Source organism: Roseovarius atlanticus, assembly GCF_001441615.1.
In the GTDB taxonomy this organism is placed as follows: domain Bacteria; phylum Pseudomonadota; class Alphaproteobacteria; order Rhodobacterales; family Rhodobacteraceae; genus Roseovarius; species Roseovarius atlanticus.
The window spans coordinates 18,816-43,790 of sequence record NZ_LAXJ01000023.1 but is presented as its reverse complement, the minus strand read 5'-3'; the positions used below and the strand labels follow the sequence as shown (position 1 = coordinate 43,790).

Below are 24,975 nucleotides of genomic sequence, written 5' to 3'. Positions count from 1 at the left end.
GGCCTCTATAAAGGCTCTTGATCATTTTGACGACGCACAACGTGAATGACGCAATTTGCCGTCAGAATGGGAATGCCACGATCCAGCGAGTCCGGCAAGAAGAATCTAGATGTAGTACAAAAGTTATCCACAGCACCAATTGCGATCGATCTGTTGGCGCATAGTTAAGTAAATGAAAGTAATAATATAATCTCGATCCAGTAGATCGTTTCTTGCGAAAGCAAGGCAAACTTACCTGCTGAGAAACCGGCTTGGTATCATTGGTCGATGGTTCCGCTGGATCAATGCGAACCGGATGATTCTTCAAAATATTGGACGACAACAGGTTCAGTTGCGATGGCTTGTAGGCATATTTTCCACGCAGTACCGGCACGGCGATGGGTTTGCTCTTGGAGCAAGATGGACGTACATTGAACGTCGTTTCTCCAAACCTTGAGAGGACAAGATGCGAGTCGCAAAATTGGGGAGTTATCTGGCTGTCCGTTTGCCCGCCGACCTTGTGGCTGAACTTGGCTTGAAGGCGGGTGATGAGATTGACCTGGTAAAGGACGATGAGACTGTGCATGTTCGGCGTCAGCCTCGCGCGGATGAAATCTTCAAAGCACTGAAGCGGTTTCAGGGCAAACTGCCCAGTGAGACGCGTCTGTGCCTCGACGCTGTGCACGAGCGCTGAAATCGCAGAAACGAATGCCTTTTTTATCTGATCGCTGATGATCCAAAGGCAGATCGAGCAAAGACATCCAAGGGCAGGGGCCCTGGACCTGAATGAGGCTGCAGTAAATGGCTGGAAGAATGCAGGGTTCAGCCGTGAGACCACCGCATCCTCTCTTCTGGAAAGTTATGACATGGCTGTGTTGCGAAGGAGCAAGCCGCTCGATGCTTTCCAGCAGCATTCTACACTGCCTTAAGCTTTTAGCCGGATGCCCTAGCAATTGGGCTATATCCAAGAGTGGCACAAAGTGGGTTGCTTTAAGCGTACTTCATATGCCATTGACTTATACGCCAATGAAGCATAATTGGTAATTCGAGATGACACGACTGCAGACGGTGGTGGAACTGCCCGAATTCCAAAGGCGTGCCAAAGCAATCATGTCGGAACAAGAGCGCGAGGCTGCAATCAACTTCATTGCTGCTAATCCTAATGACGGAGTGTCACTCGGCGGCGGGCTTCGCAAGGTCCGCATCCCAAGAAGCGGGGGTGGCAAGAGCGGCGGCTTCAGGACGTTGTATGTATTTGGCGGTAACCATATGCCAATCTTTCTGATCACGGTCTTCGCCAAGAATGAGAAGGCCAACCTGTCAAAGGCTGAGCAAGCCGCAGCAGTTGAAATGAGCAAGACGCTTGTCGCTAAGTATGGAGACGGAACATGACTGCATATGAATCGGTGTCGAAAGGCCTGGAAGAGGCGTTGGCATTCGCCGATGGCGACGTGTCCGTCGCCAAGGTTCATGAGGTATCTGTTGGCGATGTCGACGTGGCCGAAGTTCGCCAACGAACTGGTCTCTCACAGGCCGAATTCGCTCGAAGCATAGGAGTAGCAAAGGGCACGCTCTTGAACTGGGAACATGGGCGTCGACACCCGACGGGCCCTGCTCAAGTCCTGCTGGCCTTGATCGCAAAGAAGCCATCGGTGGTTCAGGACCTATTGCGAGGGGCTTGATCCGTGGCGCACGCGATCCCTTTGATACTCCTGTCGAGGATACGCTCAGTGAAGCCTGAGAACTTCTGAGCTCGGAAGCACGGTGAGTGATGTATCATCGGTTAGGAGATAGCGGTAATCCTACATCTACTCCAACATTCCTAGCTTTTCTGCACGTTCAAGCAACATCTTCACCGAAGACGGCTGCCAGCTGGTGCGGCCACGCCGGGTGTGCTCACGCATGGATTCCAGCCTTTCACAAATCGCCTGTAGCGTGATTTCGGGGTTCGCGCCTTTGATGGCAGCCACGATAGCCGGCAGGCGGTCGTCGGTTTCGCGGCGTCCGGCGCGGCCAAGCACTTCATCGGGCAGAAACCCGTCGCGCACATATGCCTTCACGGCGCGGAGCATTCGGCTTTGGGTCCAATGACGATCTGGGGGCAGGGGGCCATTGATGATCCGCAGCACGTCTTCCCAGGCCATATACGGGCGCAGGCGGCGCACATGGGGCACCCAATCTTGCGCGGTCTCGTTCAGGCGCTCCATGTAGCCATCCTGTCGCGCCAGCCGCACCTTGCGCAGCGCGGCGGGGTCTTTGGTGCGAAGCCCAGGATTGCCACCAACGCGCCCTTTGGCGCGCGCAGAGGCGAGCCCGGCCTTTGTGCGTTCACAAATCAGAGCGCGTTCGAACTCGACCGCAGCGTCCAGAACATGCAGCGTAAACTTACCCTGTGGTGAGGACGTGTCGATTGGGTCTTGGAGCGAGCGGAAGAAGGCGCCTTTGGCCTCTAGACGCTCAATCACCTCGAGAAGATGCGACAAGGACCGCGCAAGCCGGTCGATCCGCACGACGACCAGTGTGTCGCCGCTCTGGACCCGCTCAAGTACACGAGCAAGCACAGGACGCGCGCGATTGCCGCCAGAGGCGTGTTCTTCGAATATCTCGACGCATCCCGCGGTTTGCAGTGCCTCAGACTGGGGTAGGGAGGTCTGATCTTCTGTCGATACGCGCGCAAAACCTATCAGGGGCATGAAATCGGGCCGTTTACAATTCAGGGTATCGCCAATAAACGACCGATGAATCGCGCGATCAGAGCCCCGCGGCTTTAGTCAGGTTCACCCGGAACCGATCCCGACGGCGCTGGTAGCGACGTGTCATCTCGGCCGAGGCGTGTCCGAGCTGTTTCTGGACGTAGCGCTCGTCGACCTCGGCCGAACTCGCGAGACCCGCACGCAAACTGTGACCGGAGAACAGGGCGAGGCGGTCTTTCTCCGGCAGGTCGGCCCGGATGCCGGCGCCCAGGGCGGTGCGCTTGATCAGGCGTGCGACGTGTTTGTCGTTGAGCCGCGTTTCCGATGCGCGTTTGCCGTCGCGTGAGGTGCCGACAAAGACAGGCCCGAAGTCGATCCTGGCGAAGTGCAGCCATTGCTCGAGGGCGTGGACCGGGCAGCTCTGCTTCTTGGAGCCGCGGCCGATCTCGACCTCGCGCCAACCGGTCTTGGCATTGAGGGTCAGGAGGGCGCCTTTCTCCAGGATCTCGACCCATCCGCCACTGTCTGGCGTGTCGTCCTTACCCACATCGAGGCTCACGATTTCCGAGCGACGAAGGCCTCCAGCGTAGCCAATCAAAAGGATCGCCCGATCCCGCAGGCCGCGCAGATCGAAGGGAAGGGTGGCGACCATCGCGAGGATGTCTTCGGCCAGGATCGCGGCCTTCTGAACCGGCGGGCGAGCATGCTTGCGCTTGATCCCCGCCAGGACAGTCGCGATGTGGCGGTTCTCGCGATCGAGAGTGAAGCCCCGCTGGGCGTAGTTCCAGGCCAGGCCCGACAGGCGGCGATCAATCGTGCTGACCGCGAGGGCAGGGGAGGGGCCCGACCCGGACGCCAGGTCCGCGAGATAGAGCCCGATCATCTCCGGGGACGGGGGCAGTGGCTCCGCGCCTTTCATCCGGCACCAGCGTGCGAAGTGGGCCCAGTCCTTGGCATAGGCCTTGAGCGTGTTCTCGGACGCCGCCGCCCGGGCGTAATCGCGCGCGGTGTCGACCAGGCGATCCAGCGTGCCCGACCCGGCGACATGGGCGGGCAGGGCGATGCTATTGGGTGCCTCTTGCTCGCTCTCGTCGCCGCGCGCATCATCGACCGCACCGGAGGGCGCTGACGTCGATTTCTCGGTCTCTGAGTCCATTGTTTCCCTGAAAACCCGCTGATTTTGAGACTGTGCCGCAGCGTATCTAGATATGTCCGATAAGGCAAACTTATTGGACATAGTGAGGAACGGTAAGGTGGGGCGGTTTGTGCATCATATTATGGACGAAAGCGCCGTGGGAGATTAGGGTTGTGGCATGACATATCAGCCCGCCACCATCTCTGACGACCTGAGCACCCTACCGCAGCTTCCCGCTTGGGTCACCTCCGGTCGTGTCGAAACCCTTGAAACTGTGGCCTTTCGGTCGGGGGCGGCGCTGACAGTGCTCGATCAGCTGGTTTCCGATCCTCGGCATGGCGTGCCGGTGAAACTGCTTGCAAATAAGCTGGCGCTGAGCGCGGCAACCGCGACCTCGAAACTGGAAGGCCGCCTCGCGCGGGAGGCGGATATCCGTGATGCCTACCACCTGACGCCGCCGGGCGAGGCGCGGGGGCCGGATGGCGATCTTTTGGCGTACTGGCGCGATGCGGCGCGGCTACGGCTGAGCAGACTCGGCGAGATCGCAGACCTGATCGGGCCCGACCGCGCGGAGGATGTGGCCGTTTGGTTGGACGCCGGGCAAGAACGTGCACGGACCCATGGTCCGCTGGCTGGCGGCGTGGCCGTCCTACTCGCCGTGCTCGATGCCGACGACCGTGCGGAACGACTCGCATGCCTGCTCTCGGACATCGTCTTGGCGCGGGCGCTGAACTGGAAGCAGGTGCTGTTCGTGACTGCACGGCGGCTGACAAAGACCGTGCTGCGCGATCTGACCACAGAAGGGCAGGGGGCAGAACTGGCGGTTCAAGCCCGGATCCTCGAGTCCATCGAGGCTGTGATCCTGCTGGCGCGGGACCTGGGCCGCAGCGCCGATGCCCTTCGACTTGTCGCTCCGAAGCTCCGGGCGAAGGGGTCGGATGCCGCGGTCGACCTGTTTCTGACCGAGTATGCCGTGGCCCCGGCGTCCATGTTGTCGCCGCACATTCGCGGTACCTCGATCCCGATGACCGACCGCGCCGCGCGGCGGTTCTGCGACCGGTTGGTCGAGCTGGGCGTGGCGCGGGAACTGACCGGGCGGCCGACGTTCCGGCTCTATGGGATCGCATCATGACCACGGTGACCAGGAAACGAAAACCGGAGGAGGAGGAGGAGGACGCCGTCTTTGACCGGGAGCTCGACGACCTGCCGCAGGAGCTGCGCTGGCGCGAATGGATGGGCCGGGTCGAAGCGGTGCTCTTCGCCAGTGCCTCGCCGGTCGGTCGCGAAGACCTCGCGCGGGTGGTTGGGCAGGGGGTCTCGGTCGAGATGCTGATCGAGGACATCCAGGCCGAGTTGACCGGCCGTCCGTATGAATTGGCACAGGTGGCCGGTGGATGGATGTTCCGAACGAAGACCCAGTTCGCCGAGGCGATCAAGGCCGCCGCCGATCTCGGCGACCAGTCACTCGTCTTTACCGAGATGGAGATGGGGGTGCTTTGCGCCATCGCCTATCACCAGCCGATCGACCGGGCAGGGCTGGCCGACATTTTTGGCAAAGAGATCAGCAGGGATCTCCTGGCCCGACTGCGCTACAAGGACTTGATCGCGAGTGGGCCGCGGTCACCGCGACCCGGGGCGCCGCATACCTTCGTGACAACAGAGACGTTCCTGGTGATCTTTGATCTACAGAGCCTGCGGGATTTGCCGTATCTGGAATTAACGACGTAGTGAATCCCGTATCCGGATGATCGGCTTGTCAAATGATCTGACAAGGAGCTATCGGCAGGCGCAGATGACTGCGTGAGACCAACCAAAGCAAGAGGCTTTCGATGATTGACTATACGGAAATCAGAAATGGCGACGATTGGGAGCTCTTCTGCCGGGACTATCTTGTGGCGCAAGGCCTGGTAGTCGAGGTGCCGCCTGGGCCAGGCCCAGACGGTGGTCGCGACTTGCTAGTCAAGGAGCAACTAAAAGGAAAGCTCGCGACACGGTCGTTCACATGGCTTGTGTCATGCAAGCACTTTGCCGCTGGTGGCGGGTCCGTCGGGACCAATCATGAAACAAACATAACGGATCGGCTGGCGCACCATAATGCGAATGGATTTTTCGGGTTCTACTCTACGACCGCCAGTGCTGCGCTGATTACCCGCCTAAAGGAACTTCGAGGTAATGGCACAATTGAGTCTTTTGAAATATTTGACGGAGCTCGTATTGAGAGCGGGTTTCACGATGTTGGGTTGTCTGGAGTCTTGCTTCAGCATCTTCCTGCTAGCCACACGGCGTTGCGGCCAATCCATCCTCTTCTCGGTGAGTATGTGCCGCTGGAATGCGAGGTTTGCGGCAGGGACCTCCTGAAGGAGAGCACCAAAGGAAATTTCAAGGGCGCAATCAACTTCGCAGTCAAGGATGATATCACGCACTCGGTCCACTTCGTATGTAAAGGCGAGTGCGACCGCAGGTTGACGTCACGCCTGAATCACCAAGGCTTCATGGACTGCTGGGATGATATCCAAGATTATTGCAATCCTCTGATCTTCTTCCGACGACTGACGGGCTACATGGCTGGCCTCAGAAACAATCCGCAAGCCTATACCGATAAGGCTCATCGGCAAATGATCGATCTGTATCTCGCGGTGAGCCAGCGAACATTGAGGCAAACAAATGAGGAGGACCGCCAGGAGTATCTACGCGCTCGGGAGGCGGAAGAAATAGGTGTCTGATGTTCGACTATCGCACCCGACGCAGCAGGTTATCGATGAGCTGATTTGGCAAGAATACTGCCTTGTCGTCCCGCCAAAGCTTCAATGCCGTTTCAAGTAGCTTGGTATCGCAAAGGCTCTCCCGCAGTAGTTGATCGACCACCCAAAGAACGCCATGCGCGGGGATCCCGTTATCCTCGGCCACGCGCCTCAGCAAACGGTCTCCGGTGAGCAAAATCGCTTCCTCATGCACCTCTGCCGTCACGAGGCAAAAGCAATCGTTCGCCGATAGACGCCCGTGCCGTTTCTTGATGTCGAATGCCTGGCCGACCTGGGCAGGTGGCAGGTCATACGTTGCCATGCCGCTTCCATCGAGGAGCGCCCATTCCTGAGGTGTGAAATCCAGGATCTCGCTGGCGCGCACGGGAAGTGGTACGATGAACTCGTAGGGTAGGCCGCACAAGACGTGCAACAACCGACCCTTCCGAAGATCGATCAAGCAGCTGGCATCGTTGACGATCACGCGGGCCACGAGACGAACTATCCCCTGATATTCTCTTCAACGGTGGACAGCGATAGGTGCAGCATCTGAGCGGCGCGTACCGGCGAGATCAATTCCTCACCGAGGGCTCGCCAGACCAGGCGCTCAAACCGCTGCGGATGCTCGAAAGCACCGAACCCCTCATCATCCCGTATCTCGTCCGGCTCGCTGGTGCGCCAGCGCCGTGCATAGGTCCGAAACGCGTAGTCGATCATCGACTGGGGCAGGATGCCAACCTGTCCGAGACGCATCAGCATCGCGGCTGCCGACACGCCATAGAGCCGCTTCAGTCGCATGATCTCCATATAGGTCATGCCGCTGCGCGAGGGACCGGCCTCCTCGATCAGGTGATCGGTGGGTATCAGGAACGCACCGGCGAAACGGTTCATCGCCTTCTCGAGCTTGATCGCCGAGTTTCCGGTCGCCCGAATGACACGGTGCGCCAGTTCATGGGCCAGATTGAACCGCCTGCGCTCGACATTGGTGCGGCTTGAAACCACGACGACATCGGTGGAGCTTCGACCCTCGCTGCGTCGCACCTCGCAGGCCAGCCCATCGAAGCGCTCTGCGAAATCGGCTTCGATGACCTTGATGCCCTTGTCCTCGAGCAGCCGCGACATGCTGGGAATTGGATCGTTTCCGAGCTTCCAATGCCTTCGCAGCTCTCGCGCCAACAGGTCCAGCTCTTCGTAGCTCTCGACGACATCCCTAACCAGATCGCCGAAAGGGTCATCCGGCGGTGCGATCTCCAGGATGTCCTCGATCGCCAGGTAGTCCTCCAGCCGCTCGATGACGATGGCCTCCGCATGAGCGCGGTCCCTTGCGGAGGTGCTGGAATGCTTGCGGAATTCGACGCCGACCAGCTCTTCGACCTGACCTCCCATCAGGAAATCGAGCGACACACCCAGAGCCTTGCTCAGACCGACCAACACCGAGGAGGACGGATTCATCTTGTCCGCCTCGTACTTGCTGATGGCCTGTGCGGTGATCCTTGGCGAGGTGCGGTCGGCAAGCCCCTGCATCGACAAACCCGCCTTCTTGCGGGCCAGTCGCAACCGTTGCCCAAACATGGTCTGCTCCCGTAAAAACGTCGGTTGATATACGACATTTATTGCTGTACTTATCAACACAAGATTGACGAATCGTCAAGGAAAAAAGGCACTTGGAGGTCAAAATGACCAAGAAAAATCAGCATGTTGTTCCCCACAAGGACGGTTGGGCCGTGAAAGGCGCCGGCAATGCGAAGGCAACGGCCATCCACCCGACGCAGCAATCCGCGATCACCCAGGCGCGTGACATCGCCCGCAATCAGGGCTCGGAAATGCTCATCCACGGAACCAACGGTCGCATCCGCGAGCGCAACACCTACGGCAAAGACCCCTACCCCCCGGAAGGCTAAGTGAATCATGAGACGTATCCTGTGCATCGATGGCGGTGGCATCAAAGGCACCCAACCGGCAGCTTTCCTGGCGGGTTTGGAAGAAGACCTTGATGAACCGATTGGCCGCTACTTCGACCTGATTGCGGGAACGTCAACCGGGGGCATTCTCGCGATCGGCCTCGCCCTCGGCATCCGGGCCAAGACCCTTCTGGAGCTCTATGAAAATCGCGGGCCGACGATCTTCGGGCAAGCGGGAGACAGGAGTTGGCTCGGACGAAAGGCCCGGAATGCGCGCGCGTCGTTGCGTCACCTGGTCAAGCCGAAGCACGAGGCATCGACTCTTCGGGACGAGCTCCACGCCGTCCTTGGCGACAAGCTCATCGGTGAGGCGGAGACCCGGTTGCTGATCCCGGCCTGGGATGCCGATCAGCGCAGCGTCTACATCTACAAGACGTCGCATCATCCGCGGCTCACCAAGGATTACCGGAAGCCCGCGCTAGACGCCGCGATGGCGACGTCGGCCGCCCCGACCTATTTCGCGCGCCACAAGACGGTGGATGATGTCGGGCTCCTTGATGGCGGCACCTGGTGCAACAATCCGGCGGGCGTCGCGACCGTAGAAGCGATCTCGATGCTTGGCTGGTCTCCGCAGGATCTGCACATCCTGAGCCTCGGCTGTGTCGACGAGGTCTACATGCTGCCTGAATCCCCCGGCACGGCCGGACTCGGATTCAAGGCGCTCAGTCTTTTCATGGACGGGCAGTCCCGCGGTGCGCTCGGCATTGCCCGTCATCTGACAGGCGATCCGCATGACCGGACGGCTGTTCACCGGTATTCGCCGAGCGTGCCGGAGGGTTTCTTTTCCCTCGACGACACCACCAAGATCCAGAGGCTCAAGGGGCTTGGCGCCTCGAGCGCCCGGCACGCGAGCCCCACCCTGACCCCCATCTTCTTCCAGCAACCTGCCGAGCCGTTCGTGCCCGTGCATCAACTCGAACGGAACGCGGCATGAACCAGATCTTCTCGCACCCCCTCACCGATACCGCCATTCAGCGGCGGGCGCAGGTCTTCACGATCCTCGAAGAAATCTGCCAGGAGCTGGAATGGACGCAAACCCAGTTCGAGAAGGCCCGCACCAGCTACGAAGCGGTCGCGGACTGGTTGGCCGGATCGAGTGACCCGATGCTTGCTTCCCTTCATGTCTACTTGCACGGCTCTGGCGCACTCGGCACCTCGATCAAACCGATCGGACGCGACGAGTTCGATGTCGACCTGATCAGCTTCATCCTCGGCCTCGGCCCGGAAATCGCACCGATGTGCCTGACGGCTGCAATCGGCCAGCGCTTGCGCGAACATGCCTACTACGCGTCGATCCTGGAAGAAAAGAAGCGCTGCTGGCGCCTGAACTACGCCGGTGACTTTCACCTCGACATCTCCCCGACCATTGCCAATCCGAACTGCGTGAATGGCGGTGAGCTGGTGCCCGATCGCAAGCTACGGGATTGGCACGCGACAAATCCCCGGGCCTATCGGGCCCTCTTCGACGAACGGGCGGCCCTGGTTCCGAGGATGACGCAGTCGATCGTCGCGGCGCAGCGCGATGCGGCCACGACCGAGCCCTTCCCAGTCCGTCAGTCCGTCAAGGGCATTCTGCGGCGGACCGTGCAGCTCCTGAAGCGTCACCGGGATCTGGAATTCCTGCATGTTCAGGAAGAAATCGCGCCGATCTCGATCATCATCACGACCCTGGCCATGCGATCCTATGAGATGTGTGTCAGGCGCCACGTTTTCGTAGACGAACTCCAGGTGCTGATCGACACGATCCGCCTGATGCCGATCTTCATCGAGCGGCCCTTGGTCAATGGCCGACAGATCTACGCGGTCTGGAACGAGACCACCCAAGGCGAAAATTTTGCCGAGCGTTGGAATGAAGAACCCGCGCGGGTAGAGGCTTTCTACAAATGGCACAGCAAGGCGCTTGCGGATTTCGAATCCCTGCGTGACCTCGTTGGCCTCGACGCGATTGTAGGCTCCATGAAGGACAGCCTGGGCGACAAACTTGTTGCCCGGACCATGAACAGGCGGATGGATGCGCTGAACGAGGGGCGGAAGACGGGCGCTCTTATGCTTGGTGCGGGCGTTGGCCTGACTACCCAAAAATCGGCCGCTTCGACGCCCGTTCCCAGGAACGAGTTTTTCGGGGACTAGACGCGATGGCGGGATCGACCACAAGAAACCGGCTGTCACTGCCCCAGCAGTACCTGTTTCTGCAGAGGTCCAAGACGATAGCCGGCGCGGGGGTGCTTGGTCCGCGCCGGTTGGAATGGCGTTTTCAGGCGCAACCGACGCCGCTTTCCCGGTCGTATCAGGTCACTCTTGTCCTGGAGAGGGACGGGACGCCGGATGTTCGGGTCGTAGAACCTAACTTGAGGTTGCTCGCCGGTGGACGCGACCTGCCGCATATCTACCATGACCCGGATCGGCTCTGTCTCTATCTGCCCGGAACCGGACAATGGGACGCCAGCAAGCGTCTTGACCTCACCATCATCCCCTGGACCCACCTCTGGCTGATCTATTTCGAGGAATGGCTCGTGTCGGACGACTGGAAGGGCGGGGGAAAACACCCTGGAGAGGATGACCCAGACGAGGGCAACCGCGCCTTGCGCCGCAGCCTGCGCCGAATGCGTTGAGTTTCGCGCCCGCGACGTTCTCAGCTTGGCTCGCAGACGTGTCGGTTAACGATCGTCAGAGCTGGTAGAGACTGGAGATCAGGCCGAGGCCAGTTTCTCGATCAATGGGAAGCCGAAAGAGTGCGGGTCAAAAGCTGGCAGCTCGTTCACCTTTTCCAAACAGGCCCTGAGAGGCTCGGCGCGCCCGCTTCTGAATGTGAATTCGCGAGTGTCAGGAGAGCTTCTGTCTCCCATTTCCATTGGGAGACTCAGTGTGGTGAAGCGGACAAGTAATGGTCCAAATGATAGATCGACTTCGTTTAAGGTAAGCTCACTTCTTACCCACCAACCACAAGCCGCACAGGACAATGGTCACTCAAACGTTGACGAGCTCTTCCTGCATACTCGGGCGCTTCGTCAAAGCCGAGGCCGACTTTGTCAAAGCTTGCGGTCGCGAAGCGGGCTAGGAACTCTGTATCGGAGACGATCAGATCGATATGTTCGTCGAACCGGTCTTCGTGGCTTGGCCAGCATACGTTGTCGCGACCCTCTGGACCTTTCCTCAACATGAAGTTTCCGGGCTGCCCGTCGTTCAACTCGGCCCAGAAATCTTCATACCGGGTCGGGTTGCGATATGCGATGTTTAGTCGCCGGTTGAAGTCTCCTGCGACGACCACACGGACCCCGAGCGCATGTTGAACCTCGATCCAGTTTTCGAGGATCGCCAACTGCGCCTTAAGGGTCCTGCAATCAAACCTCGAACCGAAAGACTGCTGGTTGAAAAAGTTCTGATCTTCGACATCTCGGAGAGGATACTGATGGCAGGAAGACTTGAGGTGCACGTTTAGGAACGACACCTGCTCCCCTTCGAGCTCGAACTGGACATGAATTGCTGATCGGGTCGGTCGAATATCTGGCGCATCCAATGCTTGGTTCAGATCGATGTGCTGAATAGAAAACGCGCTAACAGTCTCGATCGACGGCAAGTCAGGGAAGGCCTCTCTGGACAGGGCGACAGCCGTGAAGATATCTCGCTCTTCCGGCGGTTTTTCCTCGTCACCAACTTGGTAACGGTCCGACATGACAAGATGGTAAGCATCGGGAGAGAAAATTCTCTCCAGAGCGGCCAGAGATCCGATCTCCTGAAGACCGATAATGTCGGCATCAAGCTCGTTGGCTACGGCCGCAAGCCTTTCATAGTCTACATCTTCGCGCGGTAGGGAGCCTTCACGAAGCGGAACGCCCGTCTCGTGATGTAGATTTGCGATGTTCCATGAGGCGAATGTGAAGTCTTCCGCGGTAGCTGGCCATGCGCCGGCCAGAAACGCACCTAGGACCCCAGGCATCAAGCGAATACTCATCTTACTGTTCTTCCTTCTCACTTGTGGTCACCCGCCAAAACATTGAAGCATCGCACAGGTTTCCCATTTGTTGCCGGAACCTTTCAAAGGCGGCCTCATTCCCCAGGAGGTCGGCGTCCGTGTATGCACGTGCGCAATGCGCTCGGATATCCCTATGATCTTCGGGCTTGGCCCGATATTGGGAGCCGGACGCGTAACCGATGAGCAACGCAATCGAAAGCGCAGCGGCGCCAAAGGAAGCAATTATTCCGCGCGACTGGTCCACACCGAAAAGGTAGACTCCAACGACACCCAACAGCCCAAGAAATGCAGGGATAACATCGCCAACAGCCGAAGCCCGGCTCATACCTCCCGCAAACCCCGCGCAGGCCCCCACGAGGGTCAGTGCAAGTAGGAGCGGACCGACGGTTCGCCAGGATTCGCGCTGAAATGCCAACGCCCCCAGAAACGGAAGCAAGAATCCGACACCGGCCGAAACGAAGAAATACCCCGCAATCGATCCAACGAAGCTCATTGTGTTAGTGCCCCACCGCCCACGATCAAACCATCGATTGCGGCATCGGCATCGATGACCGAACCAGGAGAAAGCAGGTAGGCGGTATTCGGATCGATCAAGGTGCGATTGCGCGTCAGAAAGTCGGCCAAGTCGGTCTGGATCTCGGGCGATCCTGGGGAAACGATAAGCGCACCATTTCGGATGACCCCGAAAGACCGATTGAAATCAACATAGCTGTCCGTGAAAGGTGCGACTGGTTTGAAAATTGGATCGGGTGGATTGCCTGGAGGACTTCCACCCGATCCAGGGCCAATGCACTCGAACAACGGGTTGGGGCATTCGGCGAGGTCCTGGGCGGACGCTTGGAAGATGGTCATGCATGTAAGCAGTAGACTCGTGTGGCAAAGCCGAAATAGTTGCATGAAATTGCTCCAAAATGTGACTGGTTTCGGGTTCAATCGCAGTGTGGCAATGTGGTTCAACTATAAGGCGATTCTCGGTTTGCGATAGCCTCGTTATTTATTGTCCCCTCTTCCAATCTCGGCGTCGTCTGAACCTCACTTCGTCGAAAGCCAATTTTGAAGAGTGAGTTCACGGTCTACATGTCCGAAATATGTAGCAAACTTCGGACTCGCTTGTGTCCGAAATATGTGGTAATCTTCGGACATGGCGGATGCTAGATCACATGCTGCTTTGCCGACTCAGATCCTCGATCGGGTCAGTGCCGAACCTGCCAAGGTGTGGACGCCGGGAGATTTTGCGGATGCCGGCTCGCGCGAGGCCGTCGACAAGGCCCTCCAAAGGCTTGCCAAGTCCGGCGAGCTCCGTCGTATCGAACGCGGCCTCTACGACAAGCCGCGACTCAACAAGCTGACCGGAAAACTGTCGGCACCGGACTATCGCGCTGTCATCGAAGCTGTAGCACGGCGGGACAAGGCGCGCTTTGTGGTAGACGGAATGACCGCGGCCAACACGCTCGGACTGACAAACGCCGTTCCTGCCAGAATCGAGGTCCTGGTCGATGCCCGCCTGAAACCCATCGAACTGGGCAACCAAAAGATCGTCTTCAAGCATGCTGCGCCCAGCCGACTCTACTGGGCGGGACGTCCTGGTATGTATCTTGTTCAGGCACTGCACTGGGTTCACGACACCATGCGGACTGAGACCGAGCGCTCGAAAGTCGAGCGGACCATTCGAAAGCTCCTTACCGACAGTGATGGGGGGCCAAAACTCACCGAGGATCTTCGCATCGGTCTCTCGGCCATGCCGATATGGATGCAGGACATCCTGCGCAAACCGATCATGTCGGCAGGTGCGGAGAGATACACATGACGACAGAGGCGTTCTTGGAGGTCATCCGCGCGGAGCCCGCTGACCGCGCTGACCTCTTCCTCACGACGGCCCGGCGGCTGGGTGCCCCCCTGATCAACATCGAGAAAGACTTCTGGGTGTGCTGGACGCTCAACACCCTCTACCATCGGCTGCCGAAGGGCGGCCCACGCCTTCTCTTCAAAGGTGGCACGTCGCTATCAAAGGCCTATGGTCTGATCAACCGGTTCTCAGAAGACATTGACGTCACCGTCTTCAGGGATGACCTCGGTCACCCTGGGAGCACTGCTGAGATCGCGGCACTTTCCAACAAGAAGCGGAAGGCTGCTCTTGACGCGATTGCAGCGGATTGCAGCCGCTATATCACCACAGAGCTTCTGGAGGCCGTCGCCGAAATTCTGGCAGCCGACACAGGTGGGGCGGGTCGCGTCGAGATCGACGATAGCGATCCAAATTCTCAGACGCTGTTGGTCTGGTATCCGCGGGTGGATGCAAATGAGACCGGATATGTGCAGGCTGCAGTCAAGATCGAATCAGGCGCGAAATCCGCACTCGATCCGAACCGACCAGTCACGATTGCTCCCTATATCGATGCCGATCTCGAAGCACTGGATCTCAGGGTGCCTGATGTCACGACGATCCACGCCGAGCGAACTTTCTGGGACAAGATCGTGATTGTTCACGGTCTTCGCAGCTGGTTCGAGCGGCGCGGTGAGCTTCGTCAGGACGGTCAGCGGATTTCGCGGCACTACTACGACCTGCACTCGCTCTTGACCTCGGATGTTGGCGCCTCGGCTGTCGCGGATTTGCCGCTCGGTATGGACTGTATCGAGCACGCCCGAACCTTCTTCAACAGACCGGACTACAATCTTACTGCCGCGGTACCTGGAACATTCGCTCTTCGACCGATCGGCGACATGATCGATCGCTTGGCCAGGGACTATGACAACACGCAAGCGATGATCTTTGGTGATGCCCCCGATTTCGGGGAGATCCTGTTGTCGATCAGAGAGATCGAGGATACTCTCAACAGAAGCGCGTGACGGGGATACGGCAGCATTCGCTGAGCTGTCGCAACAATCCTGCCTTCTTTCACAAGTTCCACGCAGTCAATGATTGGGCACGTCGACCGAAGCCGACAGAATATAGGGACTGCGGTGTATGCAAGATGAAATGAACATTGAACTCGACGAACTCGCGCTCCGAATTGATGACGCGGCGTTAGAGGGACGATCAGAAGAGCTTCGACGTATCGACGCCATTTGCAAGAAGAAGCTGGCAGCTTCAACAGACTTGGACGCATTGCTCCATTACTTTCGAGCCAATATCTACGCGGCTTTACAAGATGCGGAGGAGCCGCGGAGTTGGGCTTGGCGGCAACCAAACAGGGAAAGGCAAATCCTGTACCTCCGACGCGCACGGACCGCACGGACCTTTGCTCAGATATCGCTGACGCGACGGGCCCAGATCGGGACGAACCTGGCAAACAACATGAACACCTTCGGTCGGCCGGTCGAGGCACTCAGGATCTATGAAACCGTTCTGAGAGAGAGCCCCAACTTCGCCATGGCGATCGCTAATCGAGGTCTTGCACGTCTGACGCTGGCGCGCATGATCTACGATGACGGTCATCGAGCCGTTCTCGCTGCACATGCTTGGCAGGACTTCGAACGCGTCCTGAACGGGGATGTAGAGTGGGACGGTGATTACCCTGAAATGCGTGCGGCTGTCTCAGAGCAGGCCGCACAAGTTCGAGACGCAGTCGACGTGGAAGCAGTACTTGCTGAAACCGATATGCACGCTTGGCAAGTTGGACAGGGAGAAGAGCGCATCTATCGAGAGCGTATGCTAGAGATGGGCCTCTTCCTCAACCCTTTGGTTGTGATTGGTCCATATCCCATCGCGGCGTTAGATCCGCTTCACTTGCCGTCGCACACCTACGGACTCGAAGAGCCGCCGCATTATCTAAGATGGTATAACCAGCTAAAGCAGGAGTTTGTAGCCGCGCGTTTACTATTCCACGAAGCGGTGGAGGGTCCGCCATTCGAGGATCGCGGAAGGCACTTTGCCGATGACGGCACCCATTTAATTGATACGTTGGATTACCCGGAGTTCTCCATAGGTGCAGAAAAACTGCGGTTGTCCTTTAGAACAGCTTATGGGCTGCTAGATAAGATAGCGGGATTCTTGAACACATTTTTCAAGTTGGGGAGGCGACCGAACCAAGTCGACCTCAGAGGCATATGGTATAAGGACCCAAGGAGAAGAGATGCCCTCGCGGTTCCATTTCATGATCGTCCCAACCTTGCGCTGCGCGGTCTTTATTGGCTCTCCTTCGACATCCTGGGGTCAAGAGGCTCACACGATGACTCGATCGAACCGACTGCTGCCCATCTAAGCAGCCTTCGAAATTTGCTCGAACACCGTTGTCTTGTTTTATGCAGTGAATTCGCCTTGCACGACGACAGCCCAATTGATCGGGAGGAGCTGACCGTGTTCCAACGTCACACCGTTCGAATGCTACAGTTGGCGCACGAAGCCCTTATTCTCTTGTCGTTGGCGATGTACGAAGAGGAACGGCGTCGAGATCGGGGAAGCGATGCAGTATCGGTCCCCCTCTATCTTCCAAAGTACGATACTCGACGACATTAATCCCATTCCGATTCAGAAACATGGCATTTTTTCAATGAGACCTTTTGTGATGCATTAGAAATGCAATTGGTTTGCATAGGCTATCTACCCGACAGGGCTGACGGCCCGAGCCACCGTAGGCGACAGCTCAAACTCAGATCTGAAAGCAGCGCCTGTCCTCCGTACACCAACCGTTGCCATTGCTACTTGTTGTGGCTAAGTCAGCATTTTCACACTATTTGTTGGGATCATATGGTTGACCTTTTTGCCCAGAGCATCCTTTTCGCGGTTCCGGAACTCATTGGGGTTCACGGACGCATAGGTGGCGCTCTTGTAAAGCAGGTTGCGATGCCGCCTCGCCAGCGGAAGCTCTTTTTGAGCGAGTTGCGCCAACGACAGTTGAAAGGCGTGCTTGGTGAGGCTGATGACGGTTATCGAATTGCTTTTGTCGACCGACGTACCAACGCATCGATTGAAGCCGATGAGGTCTTCATCATCGAAGATGCCTCATCGGTCGACGCCTGCATCTCGAGCCTTTCGAGAGGAACTGCCGATAGACTAACACCAAAACCTCTCAACCCTACGCGGTGCGAACCGGAACTCCTCGCCAAAACAACCAAGGCAGTCCAAGCCGCTTGGGACGGCAAATTCGAGTTGCGCGAAGAGAAGCTCGCGTCTGACGCGGTAATGTCCGCCGGCCTTCGTCCCCCTCAAGTAGGTGCTGTTCATGCATCGCTCGCTCATTGGAGTGTATCGGATAATCCCGGTACAATTGTCATGCCGACAGGGACCGGAAAGACAGAGACCATGATCGCATTGGCCACAGCGGTTGTGGCCCCGCGTTTGCTGATCGTCGTACCCAACGACGCCCTCCGAACTCAGATTTCCGAAAAGTTCATGAGTCTCGGAATCCTCCCGGCCTGTGGATGCTTGCCGGAGTTTGTTGCGAGACCAGTCGTCGCTACTCTCAACAGAAGGCCAAAGTCAGTCGAAGAGGTCGACCAAGTCTTTCATGCAGCCAACGTAGTTGTGACTACGATGAACGTGGCCGGACAGGCAGCAAGCGCTGTTCAGCAAAGAATGGCCGAGCTCGCGAGCCACCTCTTCGTGGATGAAGCTCATCACATCGGCGCCAAGACCTGGCGACGTTTCAGGTCCTACTTTTCAAAGACAAAAGTTCTGCAGTTCACTGCTACTCCCTTTCGGCGGGACAAGGTGCGAGTGGATGGCCGCCACATTTATGTCTACCCGCTATGGAAGGCTCAGGAGGAAGGCTACTTCAAGCGCATCAAGTACCTCCCAGTCAGCGGCGCTGACGACATCGATACTGACGAGCAGATCGTCGACTTGGTCGGTCAAGTGCTGGAAGAAGACAGACAGAATGGTTTTGATCACCTAGTGATGGCTCGTTGCGCTCGGCAGGCTCGAGCAGAAGAGTTGATACACCTGTATCGAGCCAAGTACCCGCAGCATGAGCCCATGGTGTTACACAGCGGACTTTCTGATTCAGAGAGAAGGGACGCGATCGAACGATTACGGACCCGACAGTCGAGGATCGTACTGTGTGTAAACATGCTAGGTGAAGGCTTCGATCTACCGGACCTTAAGATCGCCGCGCTTCATGACAAACACAGGTCTGAAGCTGTGACGCTCCAGTTCATTGGTCGCTTCACGCGCGCGCGCAGTGACCTCGGTGACGCAACCGTCATTGCGAACGTGGCGCTAGGTGACATCAACGAACCGCTGAAAGCGCTTTATGCGGAGGATGCTGACTGGAACCGTCTGATTAGCAACATCGGCCAGTCAAGGACGGAGCGCGAAGTTCGCCGAGAGGCTGTTTTTGAGGGGTTCACGGCTGCGCCAGAGCGGTTTCCGCTCGAAACGCTTAGTCCTCGCATGAGCACCGTAATCTACAAGACTAGCGGGGTTGTCTGGCAGCCAGAACTGATCGAGGAAGTGTTCCCTCCGACCTCTATCGTGGAGGGCCCGCACATCAACCCGCACGAAAACCTAGCAATCTTCGTCAAGAGAGATCAGGATCAGCCGAAGTGGACAACTTCGCGTGCCGTCCATAACACCGAATACAATCTCTACATGGTTCATTGGGATGGAGAGCGAGACCTGCTCTTTATCCACTCTTCGCGTCTCAAAGACATGCATGAGCCGCTGGCCAAGAAGCTTTGCGGCGATGGTGTCTCAAGGATTGGTGGGGAAGAAGTCTACAGGTGCTTGAACGGTGTTCGCAGGCTCTGTCTCAATACGCTCGGATTGAGTGAGACCCAACGGCGTCCCGTGAGGTACTCGCAATTCATGGGTACCGATATCACTGAGCATATCGATACGCTTCCGGGCAACCGGAACAGGTCGAAAACCAATTTGTTCGGGCAAGGCTACACCGACCAAGGCAAAGTCACTATCGGGTGCTCCCGCAAAGGCAAGTTCTGGTCCTACGATGCCACCAACAATTTTGGAGAGTGGATCGATTGGTGCCACGATCTTGGGCGAAAGGTGCTCGATGACAGCATCCCGACGGACGCGTTTCTGAAAAATCTGATCCGCCCGGTACGACAAAAGAGAATGCCAAGCCTTACGCCGGTCGCCATCGTGTGGCCAGAACGAATACTCGATCAGGATGAGGAACGGGTCGAACTAACGGTGAATGGCAGACGGCACCCAATCTTAAACTGCGACATTGGAGTTGGTCGCTTTTCTGATGAAGGGCCCGTCCGTATCTTGATTTCTATTGATGATAGTTCCTGTGAGTTCGAGATGACAATCGAGGATGGATTTGCCGTCTATCGCCAAGTTGATACCGTTCCGATCTCAGTTTCATTGGGTCGAAGAAGCTTGACAATCCAGGAGTGGTTCAAGGAAGACCCACCACACATCTACTACGGAAATGGCGACATGCTCGTGGATTCCGAGTTGTTCAAGTTGCCTGATCGCGAAAGCATTGAGCCGTTTGACCCTGGGAAAATGATCGAACGAGATTGGGGCGGCGTCGACATTCGCGTGGAGTCACAGGGCAAGCTGAAGATCGAGAATTCCATCCAACGCTCGATGATAGATGAGTTGATCTCATCTGGGCGGTTCGACGTCGTATTTGATGACGACGGAACCGGTGAAGCTGCGGATATCGTGTGCATAAAGGAAGACGGTGATACTATTTTCGTGCATCTCTTCCACTGCAAGTATTCGAGCGAAGACACGCCGGGATCCCGGATCGATGATCTCTACGAAGTGTGCGGTCAATCCCAGAAATCGCTTCGTTGGCGAGAGAACCCTAGGTTCTTCTTTCAACATCTCCGCAAGCGCGAGGGTGATCGGCTCCGAAAGGGTGGGAATTCCCGATACGAACTCGGTGATGCGTCTATCGTCAACAACTGGCTTGGCCGCTGGTCGGAGCTGACCTACCGTTTCGAGGTGAGCGCCGTGCAACCGGGCTATTCAAAGAAGCTCGCCAAGAAGGATCACATGGAGCTTCTCGCTGCAACCTCGAGCTTGCTAATGGAGACGTGGAGCATTCCGTTTGAGCTTATCTGCTCAGAGTAGTGGGGATATTGAATGGCAAAGAACATTGTGATCCTCTTCGACGGGACCTCCAATGAGATTTCAGCCGACAGAACAAATGTCCTTCGGTTGTACGGGACACTCAAGAAATCGGAGGATCAAATCGTCTGGTATGATCCAGGCGTAGGCACGATTGGTCTTGCCTGGCTCGGAATCTGGCGAAAGTTCATGGAGATCTTCGGTTTGGCGACGGGCTATGGTCTCGATAAGAACGTCAAGGAAGCCTATCGGTTTCTGGTTGAGAACTATCAGCGGGATGAAGACGGCAACCGCGACAGGATCTTCATCTTTGGGTTTTCGAGAGGAGCCTACTCCGCGCGGGTCCTCGCAGGTTTCATCCACGCCTTTGGCCTTATGGAGAATCGGAACCTCAATCTACTTGACTACGTCTATCGCGCTTACAAGCGGATCGGGGAGGGCGGCAGGGAAAACGCATTTGCCGAAATGCGTTTGTTCGAGCGGGCCCTCCGAGCGGACAGACCGCCAATCAGAATGCTTGGTCTCTTCGATACAGTCGCGTCGGTCATAGAGACCGGTAGGTTCGGGCTTCGACTGAGAAGCAATGCCCACACCTCGACCAATTCATCGGTTCAATCGATCCGCCATGCGGTTGCGATTGACGAACGCCGAACGATGTTCGAACCGATGCTCTGGCCTGAAACACAAGACTACAGTGCGAACCGCTTCGACGCTTCGAAGTCCGAACCACAGGATGCGAAGGAAGTTTGGTTTCGGGGCGTTCATGGTGACATAGGAGGCGGTTACCCTGAAGCCTCGTCGGCGCTTGCGAAGGTCCCGCTTGCCTGGATGATCACCGAAGCGAAGGAAACGGAGCTTCAATTCGTGACACGGACTGTCAACGATCTGGTGCTGGGCCGTGCGGAGAAGTACGTCGCTCCGAACGCCCATGCGAAGCATCATGACTCAATGACCCTTGGCTGGAGCTTTGTGGAGTTTCTACCACGCAGGCTTCGTTCCCATTCGAAGCGCCTTAGACTTTTCGGCCTGAGCGTTCCACTCAAAGAACGGCGATGGATTCCACCAGGTGCAAAGATCCACCGATCAGTCGAGCAGGCGCAGCATCGCCCTCCGAATTTGCCGGACACGTTTGACTTCGTCGACTGAACCGACAGGCGGCGGTGCACCCTTAGTGAAAAACTGCAGTGTGGCCAGATAGCCGTTCACATGACTTCGCGAACGACAGATGGGCTGCTATGCCGCTTCGAGGCGGTTTTGAAAATCGCGCATCCATGCCTTAGCCATCGCCGAGTACGGCTGGTCTTCAGCGCACATGCCGACAAGCTCCGCCAGTGTTCGGTCGCCGAATGCGTCCACCTGTTGACCAGCGCGAACGACCTCCGGGTCCGCCTTCTGTTTCAGGTTTTCCGCCAGCTGTTTGAGGTCTATCGCCAGATCGGCCAGAAACTCGAGCCGCCGCAGAAGCCGGGTCCGCGCTTGCACCAGCCTAAGCCGGTTCAGTCCGTAGACATGTACTGACGTAGCGCCCTTCAGGCTTAACCCGTCGTCGCCCGAAAAATCCGGATCCCCGGCGAGATGTTTTGCGAGAACGAAGGAAACCGGGTGCTCTCTATCAAAGAAGTACGTCAGGTGCTGCTCAGGATCGTCCTCGCACGGATTGAGCAATAGCGGCTTCTCCGCGGCGATTGGATCGGTGCGGCTCCTGGCACGTGCACCGGTTGGCGCTATTGGAAAGCTGTCCTTCTTCCCAGATCCGACAGTGACGGCGGCAGAGAAGCCGACGGTGTCCTCGAGTAGCCGAACTTGCGACGTCTCGCCCTTAGGTGTGATCTGATTCCGCTTCCTATTGCAATCGATGCAGCTGGGCAGAAGATTGTCCCAGTCCGCCGCAAGCCACCAATAGCCACGGTGCCCGGTTTCTCCGGCAACCGCACCTTTTGGACGGAAATGCTCGACATCGAGTGGCTGCGTACTGGCGTAGAACGTTTCGCAATAGGCGCACTTGCCGTGGAAAATCCGTTCAAGCGCGTCTTTCACCGACTTCAGTTTGTAACGCTGGAACGAAAAACTATCCGGATTGGGAGGGTTGCTTTCGAAGTGCTGGATGGCTTTCTCAAGTTCCGCCGCCCCTTTCTCATTGAGGTCCTCCGGAATTGCCTCACTGCGTTCGACCCGTCTCATCCCACGCTCCTGAGCGCGTTGAGGATAGATCGTCGGGTTTGCTCCCTGAGACCACGTAGCTTTTCGTCGCTTGCTTGCCGACGTTCGCGCAGGAAATCGGCTATTGCCTGCTGCACAAGCCTGTGCACTTCGGTGTGGCCGATAGGCAGGTCGGCCGAGAGCTCCGCCAAGTAATCCCGAAGCTCGGGGTCTTCTGCAGGGTTTGCTCCTTGCGCCAAGCGGTCCTCCATCCGCGCTGCTCGCCGCTCCGCCTCAAGGCTCTCGGTCGATCGCATCTGAAAGAAGTCCGCTGTGAGAAGCTGCTCTATTGTCCAGTTGTCGTTGTCGGGCAGATCGACGAGGCTGTGGGTGAAGACTGGCAGACTGGTGCTTGCCTGATCGCCCGAGATCCTCTCGAGGACCATTACTTCACCCTTCTTCATGCCGCGCAGACACAAAGGATCGTGCGACGTAGCGATAAAGGTCACCCCCGGCAGCGCTTTTCGCAACCCGGTCATGATCGACATTTTCCAGCGCGGGTGCAAATGTGCCTCCACCTCGTCGATAAGCACAAGCGCCGTGGCATTCTCGAGCGAGGTGAAACCATGATTGACACGCTTGTCCATAAGGCCCTGCATGATGTCGCAAAGCATGGCCAAGACCGCGCGAAAGCCGGAGGATACAAGTTCAATCGGGGTGCGAAGCAATGGGCCGTCCGTGGTATTTTCGGGACTGACCACCACGTAGATCCTGTCACCGTCGCGTTCCAGGACTTCAAACGAGCCCTCGATGTTAAAGACCTCACGTAGGGCGCGTACCACCATGTTGAATTCGGGCCCATCCAGCTTCAAGAGCCAGCGTTCCGGATTCGGCAGCAGTTCATCGGGATGAAACAGCGATCTCACATGTATGTGGGCAACAAATCTGCGGTCGCCCTTCAAGTATTGGCGATAGGCGCCATAAGCGAAGACGGGAAGTACAGCCTCACCAATTTGGGAGAACTGACCGAGCCCGTCGCGCGATAGCGTGACAGAGATGGCGGTGTCATCGCCGAACCTGGCCTGTAGCTTGGCTTCCACAGGAGTCAACTGATCGGGTGCACCGAGGAAGCGCGGGTCAAGCACCATCTTCGCGGGCTCTAGGCGCAACTTCGCCCGCGCGGTCTCAGGCATCACCGCGAGCGCGATCGCCTCCAATATCGTGCTTTTTCCGGTAGCGTTCTCACCCAGGATCAAAAGGGCCGGGGCTGGCTTGCCGGGCTCCGGTACATCCAGATCAAGTTCGATTGCCTCAAGGGACTTGAAGTTCCGAACCGAGAACGATGTGAGCACAGTGCGTCCCTGCGATGGCCTGGCGCTCGCGGCGTCGGGCAAGTCCTCAATGATACGCGCGTCGACTTCTTTGATTGCGGCGCGGAGCCGATTTGCCCCATCGTCCATCCGCGCCAACCGGGCGATCTGACGGCTCCGATCTCTCGGGCCCGTTCGGCCAAGGGCTTCAAAGAGGACCTCACGCAGGAAAAGCTCGCATGCGCCCTCGTGGCCAAGATCGACGCGCGGGGGCTTTAACGGATCGCGCAAGATCTCGCTTTCTGTCCGGCTAACCGCTTCTTCAATCGCACGCCGCCGGCTCTCCCACAATTCTTCTCTGTTGAGATTGAAATGCTGGACGGTCTCTCGGCCGCGTCGACTGGTGCCAACAACCTCTCCAGTGGACCGAAAGTACAGGCTACGCCAGAACTGCTCGTTCCAACATGGGTCCAAAAACTCTGCAGATTCCTCGAGAGGGAAGTCCGGCCACCGCCCATCGTTGCGATCGGCGAAGCGTTCGAGAAGCGCGACGTCGGGTAGCCGCGCGCGTCGACCTTTCACCGGGAAGTAGGAAGGATCGCTTGGCATGCAGCCCCGGCAAATCGGATATAGGTTCTGCCAAGCCTCCGCGAGCCAAACGTAGTAGAGATGCGATACGCTGTAGTCTTCCACCGGCTCGGCATTACCGTCGGGTCGGAAGCGGTAGACAATAGGATCTTTTGTCGTGCTTTCGCAGAAGGCGCATCTTCCCGTGAAAAGCTCCGACAGTGCTTTGCGCACCTCTTCAGTCTTGCTGGGAGCTTCCTCGTCCAGAAAGACGGTCCCGCGCGACTGAGCAAGCTTCTGAGTGTCTCGAGAGAACAACTCCAGCAAAGTGCGACGCCCCTCCTGCGCCGATGGACGCGAGAATGCTGCCGGCGGGGCAATAGTCTCGCGGTTTACAAATCGCATTGTGTCACCCTTTAAGTTGCGTCGTCTCTTTTGTTCTTTTTATCATTATCTACGAATATCCACGATATCACATTGGTTAAGTGACTTC

At 57.5% G+C, this 24,975-nt stretch carries 24 protein-coding genes; 14 read left to right on the top strand and 10 right to left on the bottom strand.

All coding sequences use genetic code 11. The features are described 5' to 3' along the window. Positions 1 to 61: 61 nt before the first annotated feature. Positions 62 to 817, bottom strand: a complete 756-nt coding sequence (locus XM53_RS24120; RefSeq protein WP_456238907.1) for a hypothetical protein — start codon at positions 815 to 817, stop codon at positions 62 to 64. 212 nt (positions 818 to 1,029) lie between these two features. Here XM53_RS24120 and XM53_RS17695 point away from each other — a divergent pair, with 212 nt between their 5' ends. Both XM53_RS17695 and XM53_RS17690 read left to right on the top strand, forming a co-directional pair. After that, positions 1,030 to 1,371: a type II toxin-antitoxin system RelE/ParE family toxin gene (locus XM53_RS17695; protein ID WP_057795748.1), complete on the top strand. Its 342-nt coding sequence runs from the start codon at positions 1,030 to 1,032 to the stop codon at positions 1,369 to 1,371. After that, positions 1,368 to 1,661 (top strand): helix-turn-helix domain-containing protein, encoded by a 294-nt coding sequence (locus XM53_RS17690; RefSeq protein ID WP_057795746.1) that lies wholly within the window; start codon positions 1,368 to 1,370, stop codon positions 1,659 to 1,661. The genes XM53_RS17695 and XM53_RS17690 overlap by 4 nt, the downstream gene beginning before the upstream one ends. A 126-nt stretch (positions 1,662 to 1,787) precedes the next feature. Here XM53_RS17690 and XM53_RS17685 read toward each other — a convergent pair whose 3' ends face one another. Continuing rightward, positions 1,788 to 2,672, bottom strand: a complete 885-nt coding sequence (locus XM53_RS17685; RefSeq protein ID WP_057795744.1) for a recombinase family protein — start codon at positions 2,670 to 2,672, stop codon at positions 1,788 to 1,790. A 58-nt stretch (positions 2,673 to 2,730) separates the two neighbouring features. Continuing rightward, positions 2,731 to 3,828, bottom strand: a complete 1,098-nt coding sequence (locus XM53_RS17680; RefSeq protein WP_057795742.1) for a tyrosine-type recombinase/integrase — start codon at positions 3,826 to 3,828, stop codon at positions 2,731 to 2,733. A 157-nt stretch (positions 3,829 to 3,985) separates the two neighbouring features. Here XM53_RS17680 and XM53_RS17675 point away from each other — a divergent pair, with 157 nt between their 5' ends. The 3 genes from XM53_RS17675 (at position 3,986) to XM53_RS17665 (ending at position 6,530) form a co-directional block, all read left to right on the top strand. Beyond that, positions 3,986 to 4,939, top strand: a complete 954-nt coding sequence (locus tag XM53_RS17675; protein ID WP_082631086.1) for a DUF1403 family protein — start codon at positions 3,986 to 3,988, stop codon at positions 4,937 to 4,939. Then, positions 4,936 to 5,535, top strand: coding sequence for an SMC-Scp complex subunit ScpB (gene scpB, locus XM53_RS17670; protein WP_057795740.1), 600 nt, complete (start codon positions 4,936 to 4,938; stop codon positions 5,533 to 5,535). Before XM53_RS17675 ends, scpB begins: the two co-directional genes overlap by 4 nt. Positions 5,536 to 5,636: 101 nt before the next feature. Beyond that, positions 5,637 to 6,530 carry a hypothetical protein gene (locus XM53_RS17665; protein ID WP_057795738.1) on the top strand — a complete coding sequence of 298 codons (894 nt, stop codon included), beginning with the start codon at positions 5,637 to 5,639 and terminating at the stop codon, positions 6,528 to 6,530. Between the two features lie 7 nt (positions 6,531 to 6,537). Here the strand turns inward: XM53_RS17665 and XM53_RS17660 are convergent, their stop codons facing one another. Together XM53_RS17660 and XM53_RS17655 are read right to left on the bottom strand one after the other, a co-directional pair. Further along, positions 6,538 to 7,041, bottom strand: a complete 504-nt coding sequence (locus XM53_RS17660; protein WP_057795736.1) for a PIN domain-containing protein — start codon at positions 7,039 to 7,041, stop codon at positions 6,538 to 6,540. An 8-nt stretch (positions 7,042 to 7,049) separates the two neighbouring features. Beyond that, positions 7,050 to 8,120, bottom strand: coding sequence for a helix-turn-helix domain-containing protein (locus tag XM53_RS17655; RefSeq protein WP_057795734.1), 1,071 nt, complete (start codon positions 8,118 to 8,120; stop codon positions 7,050 to 7,052). A gap of 104 nt (positions 8,121 to 8,224) precedes the next feature. Here XM53_RS17655 and XM53_RS17650 point away from each other — a divergent pair, with 104 nt between their 5' ends. From XM53_RS17650 to XM53_RS23765, 4 genes are all read left to right on the top strand, one after another. Next, complete coding sequence (locus XM53_RS17650; protein WP_057795883.1) at positions 8,225 to 8,449, top strand: DUF2188 domain-containing protein; 225 nt, start codon at positions 8,225 to 8,227, stop codon at positions 8,447 to 8,449. Positions 8,450 to 8,456: 7 nt separating this feature from the next. After that, the gene (locus tag XM53_RS17645) at positions 8,457 to 9,443 is read left to right on the top strand and encodes a CBASS cGAMP-activated phospholipase (protein WP_057795732.1); all 987 of its coding nucleotides are present in this window, start codon (positions 8,457 to 8,459) and stop codon (positions 9,441 to 9,443) included. Next, positions 9,440 to 10,639, top strand: coding sequence for a nucleotidyltransferase domain-containing protein (locus XM53_RS17640; protein ID WP_057795730.1), 1,200 nt, complete (start codon positions 9,440 to 9,442; stop codon positions 10,637 to 10,639). The genes XM53_RS17645 and XM53_RS17640 overlap by 4 nt, the downstream gene beginning before the upstream one ends. Before the next feature lie 218 nt (positions 10,640 to 10,857). Then, complete coding sequence (locus XM53_RS23765) at positions 10,858 to 11,121, top strand: hypothetical protein (RefSeq protein ID WP_236544544.1); 264 nt, start codon at positions 10,858 to 10,860, stop codon at positions 11,119 to 11,121. 317 nt (positions 11,122 to 11,438) lie between these two features. Here XM53_RS23765 and XM53_RS17630 read toward each other — a convergent pair whose 3' ends face one another. From XM53_RS17630 to XM53_RS23145, 3 genes are read right to left on the bottom strand one after another with little or no spacing between them, the layout of a single operon-like run. Beyond that, on the bottom strand, positions 11,439 to 12,461 hold the full coding sequence (locus XM53_RS17630) for an endonuclease/exonuclease/phosphatase family protein (protein ID WP_057795726.1): 1,023 nt from the start codon (positions 12,459 to 12,461) through the stop codon (positions 11,439 to 11,441). Between the two features lies 1 nt (position 12,462). Then, on the bottom strand, positions 12,463 to 12,975 hold the full coding sequence (locus XM53_RS17625) for a hypothetical protein (protein WP_057795724.1): 513 nt from the start codon (positions 12,973 to 12,975) through the stop codon (positions 12,463 to 12,465). Next, positions 12,972 to 13,334: a hypothetical protein gene (locus XM53_RS23145; protein ID WP_144435594.1), complete on the bottom strand. Its 363-nt coding sequence runs from the start codon at positions 13,332 to 13,334 to the stop codon at positions 12,972 to 12,974. Before XM53_RS23145 ends, XM53_RS17625 begins: the two co-directional genes overlap by 4 nt. 316 nt (positions 13,335 to 13,650) lie before the next feature. Between XM53_RS23145 and XM53_RS17620 the strand changes: the two genes are divergently transcribed. The 5 genes from XM53_RS17620 to XM53_RS17600 all read left to right on the top strand — a co-directional run bounded on the left by XM53_RS17620 (position 13,651) and on the right by XM53_RS17600 (position 21,612). After that, a complete protein-coding gene (locus XM53_RS17620) occupies positions 13,651 to 14,289 on the top strand; it encodes a DUF6088 family protein (RefSeq protein ID WP_201455436.1) in 639 nt (212 codons plus the stop codon). Next, positions 14,286 to 15,329, top strand: coding sequence for a nucleotidyl transferase AbiEii/AbiGii toxin family protein (locus XM53_RS17615; RefSeq protein WP_057795720.1), 1,044 nt, complete (start codon positions 14,286 to 14,288; stop codon positions 15,327 to 15,329). Before XM53_RS17620 ends, XM53_RS17615 begins: the two co-directional genes overlap by 4 nt. 118 nt (positions 15,330 to 15,447) lie before the next feature. After that, positions 15,448 to 16,938 (top strand): LA2681 family HEPN domain-containing protein, encoded by a 1,491-nt coding sequence (locus XM53_RS17610; RefSeq protein WP_057795718.1) that lies wholly within the window; start codon positions 15,448 to 15,450, stop codon positions 16,936 to 16,938. A 231-nt stretch (positions 16,939 to 17,169) separates the two neighbouring features. After that, positions 17,170 to 20,469 carry a DEAD/DEAH box helicase gene (locus XM53_RS17605; RefSeq protein WP_160321411.1) on the top strand — a complete coding sequence of 1,100 codons (3,300 nt, stop codon included), beginning with the start codon at positions 17,170 to 17,172 and terminating at the stop codon, positions 20,467 to 20,469. A gap of 12 nt (positions 20,470 to 20,481) precedes the next feature. Next, on the top strand, positions 20,482 to 21,612 hold the full coding sequence (locus tag XM53_RS17600; protein WP_057795715.1) for a DUF2235 domain-containing protein: 1,131 nt from the start codon (positions 20,482 to 20,484) through the stop codon (positions 21,610 to 21,612). Positions 21,613 to 21,699: 87 nt separating this feature from the next. On the opposite strand, the gene XM53_RS17595 is transcribed toward XM53_RS17600, so the two are convergent. Beyond that, on the bottom strand, positions 21,700 to 22,647 hold the full coding sequence (locus XM53_RS17595) for an HNH endonuclease (RefSeq protein WP_057795713.1): 948 nt from the start codon (positions 22,645 to 22,647) through the stop codon (positions 21,700 to 21,702). After that, a complete protein-coding gene (locus XM53_RS22630; protein ID WP_082631084.1) occupies positions 22,644 to 24,887 on the bottom strand; it encodes an AAA family ATPase in 2,244 nt (747 codons plus the stop codon). Before XM53_RS22630 ends, XM53_RS17595 begins: the two co-directional genes overlap by 4 nt. Positions 24,888 to 24,975 lie beyond the last annotated feature (88 nt).

What these genes read in the sequence shown, in the direction of transcription:
- XM53_RS17695 (WP_057795748.1), top strand. Translation starts at nt 1,030, where the DNA reads ATGACACGACTGCAGACGGTGGTGGAACTGCCCGAATTCCAAAGGCGT.
- XM53_RS17690 (WP_057795746.1), top strand. Translation starts at nt 1,368, where the DNA reads ATGACTGCATATGAATCGGTGTCGAAAGGCCTGGAAGAGGCGTTGGCA.
- XM53_RS17685 (WP_057795744.1), bottom strand. Translation starts at nt 2,672, where the DNA reads ATGCCCCTGATAGGTTTTGCGCGCGTATCGACAGAAGATCAGACCTCC.
- XM53_RS17680 (WP_057795742.1), bottom strand. Translation starts at nt 3,828, where the DNA reads ATGGACTCAGAGACCGAGAAATCGACGTCAGCGCCCTCCGGTGCGGTC.
- XM53_RS17675 (WP_082631086.1), top strand. Translation starts at nt 3,986, where the DNA reads ATGACATATCAGCCCGCCACCATCTCTGACGACCTGAGCACCCTACCG.
- scpB (WP_057795740.1), top strand. Translation starts at nt 4,936, where the DNA reads ATGACCACGGTGACCAGGAAACGAAAACCGGAGGAGGAGGAGGAGGAC.
- XM53_RS17665 (WP_057795738.1), top strand. Translation starts at nt 5,637, where the DNA reads ATGATTGACTATACGGAAATCAGAAATGGCGACGATTGGGAGCTCTTC.
- XM53_RS17655 (WP_057795734.1), bottom strand. Translation starts at nt 8,120, where the DNA reads ATGTTTGGGCAACGGTTGCGACTGGCCCGCAAGAAGGCGGGTTTGTCG.
- XM53_RS17650 (WP_057795883.1), top strand. Translation starts at nt 8,225, where the DNA reads ATGACCAAGAAAAATCAGCATGTTGTTCCCCACAAGGACGGTTGGGCC.
- XM53_RS17645 (WP_057795732.1), top strand. Translation starts at nt 8,457, where the DNA reads ATGAGACGTATCCTGTGCATCGATGGCGGTGGCATCAAAGGCACCCAA.
- XM53_RS17640 (WP_057795730.1), top strand. Translation starts at nt 9,440, where the DNA reads ATGAACCAGATCTTCTCGCACCCCCTCACCGATACCGCCATTCAGCGG.
- XM53_RS17630 (WP_057795726.1), bottom strand. Translation starts at nt 12,461, where the DNA reads ATGAGTATTCGCTTGATGCCTGGGGTCCTAGGTGCGTTTCTGGCCGGC.
- XM53_RS17625 (WP_057795724.1), bottom strand. Translation starts at nt 12,975, where the DNA reads ATGAGCTTCGTTGGATCGATTGCGGGGTATTTCTTCGTTTCGGCCGGT.
- XM53_RS23145 (WP_144435594.1), bottom strand. Translation starts at nt 13,334, where the DNA reads ATGACCATCTTCCAAGCGTCCGCCCAGGACCTCGCCGAATGCCCCAAC.
- XM53_RS17615 (WP_057795720.1), top strand. Translation starts at nt 14,286, where the DNA reads ATGACGACAGAGGCGTTCTTGGAGGTCATCCGCGCGGAGCCCGCTGAC.
- XM53_RS17610 (WP_057795718.1), top strand. Translation starts at nt 15,448, where the DNA reads ATGCAAGATGAAATGAACATTGAACTCGACGAACTCGCGCTCCGAATT.
- XM53_RS17605 (WP_160321411.1), top strand. Translation starts at nt 17,170, where the DNA reads ATGGTTGACCTTTTTGCCCAGAGCATCCTTTTCGCGGTTCCGGAACTC.
- XM53_RS17600 (WP_057795715.1), top strand. Translation starts at nt 20,482, where the DNA reads ATGGCAAAGAACATTGTGATCCTCTTCGACGGGACCTCCAATGAGATT.
- XM53_RS17595 (WP_057795713.1), bottom strand. Translation starts at nt 22,647, where the DNA reads ATGAGACGGGTCGAACGCAGTGAGGCAATTCCGGAGGACCTCAATGAG.
- XM53_RS22630 (WP_082631084.1), bottom strand. Translation starts at nt 24,887, where the DNA reads ATGCGATTTGTAAACCGCGAGACTATTGCCCCGCCGGCAGCATTCTCG.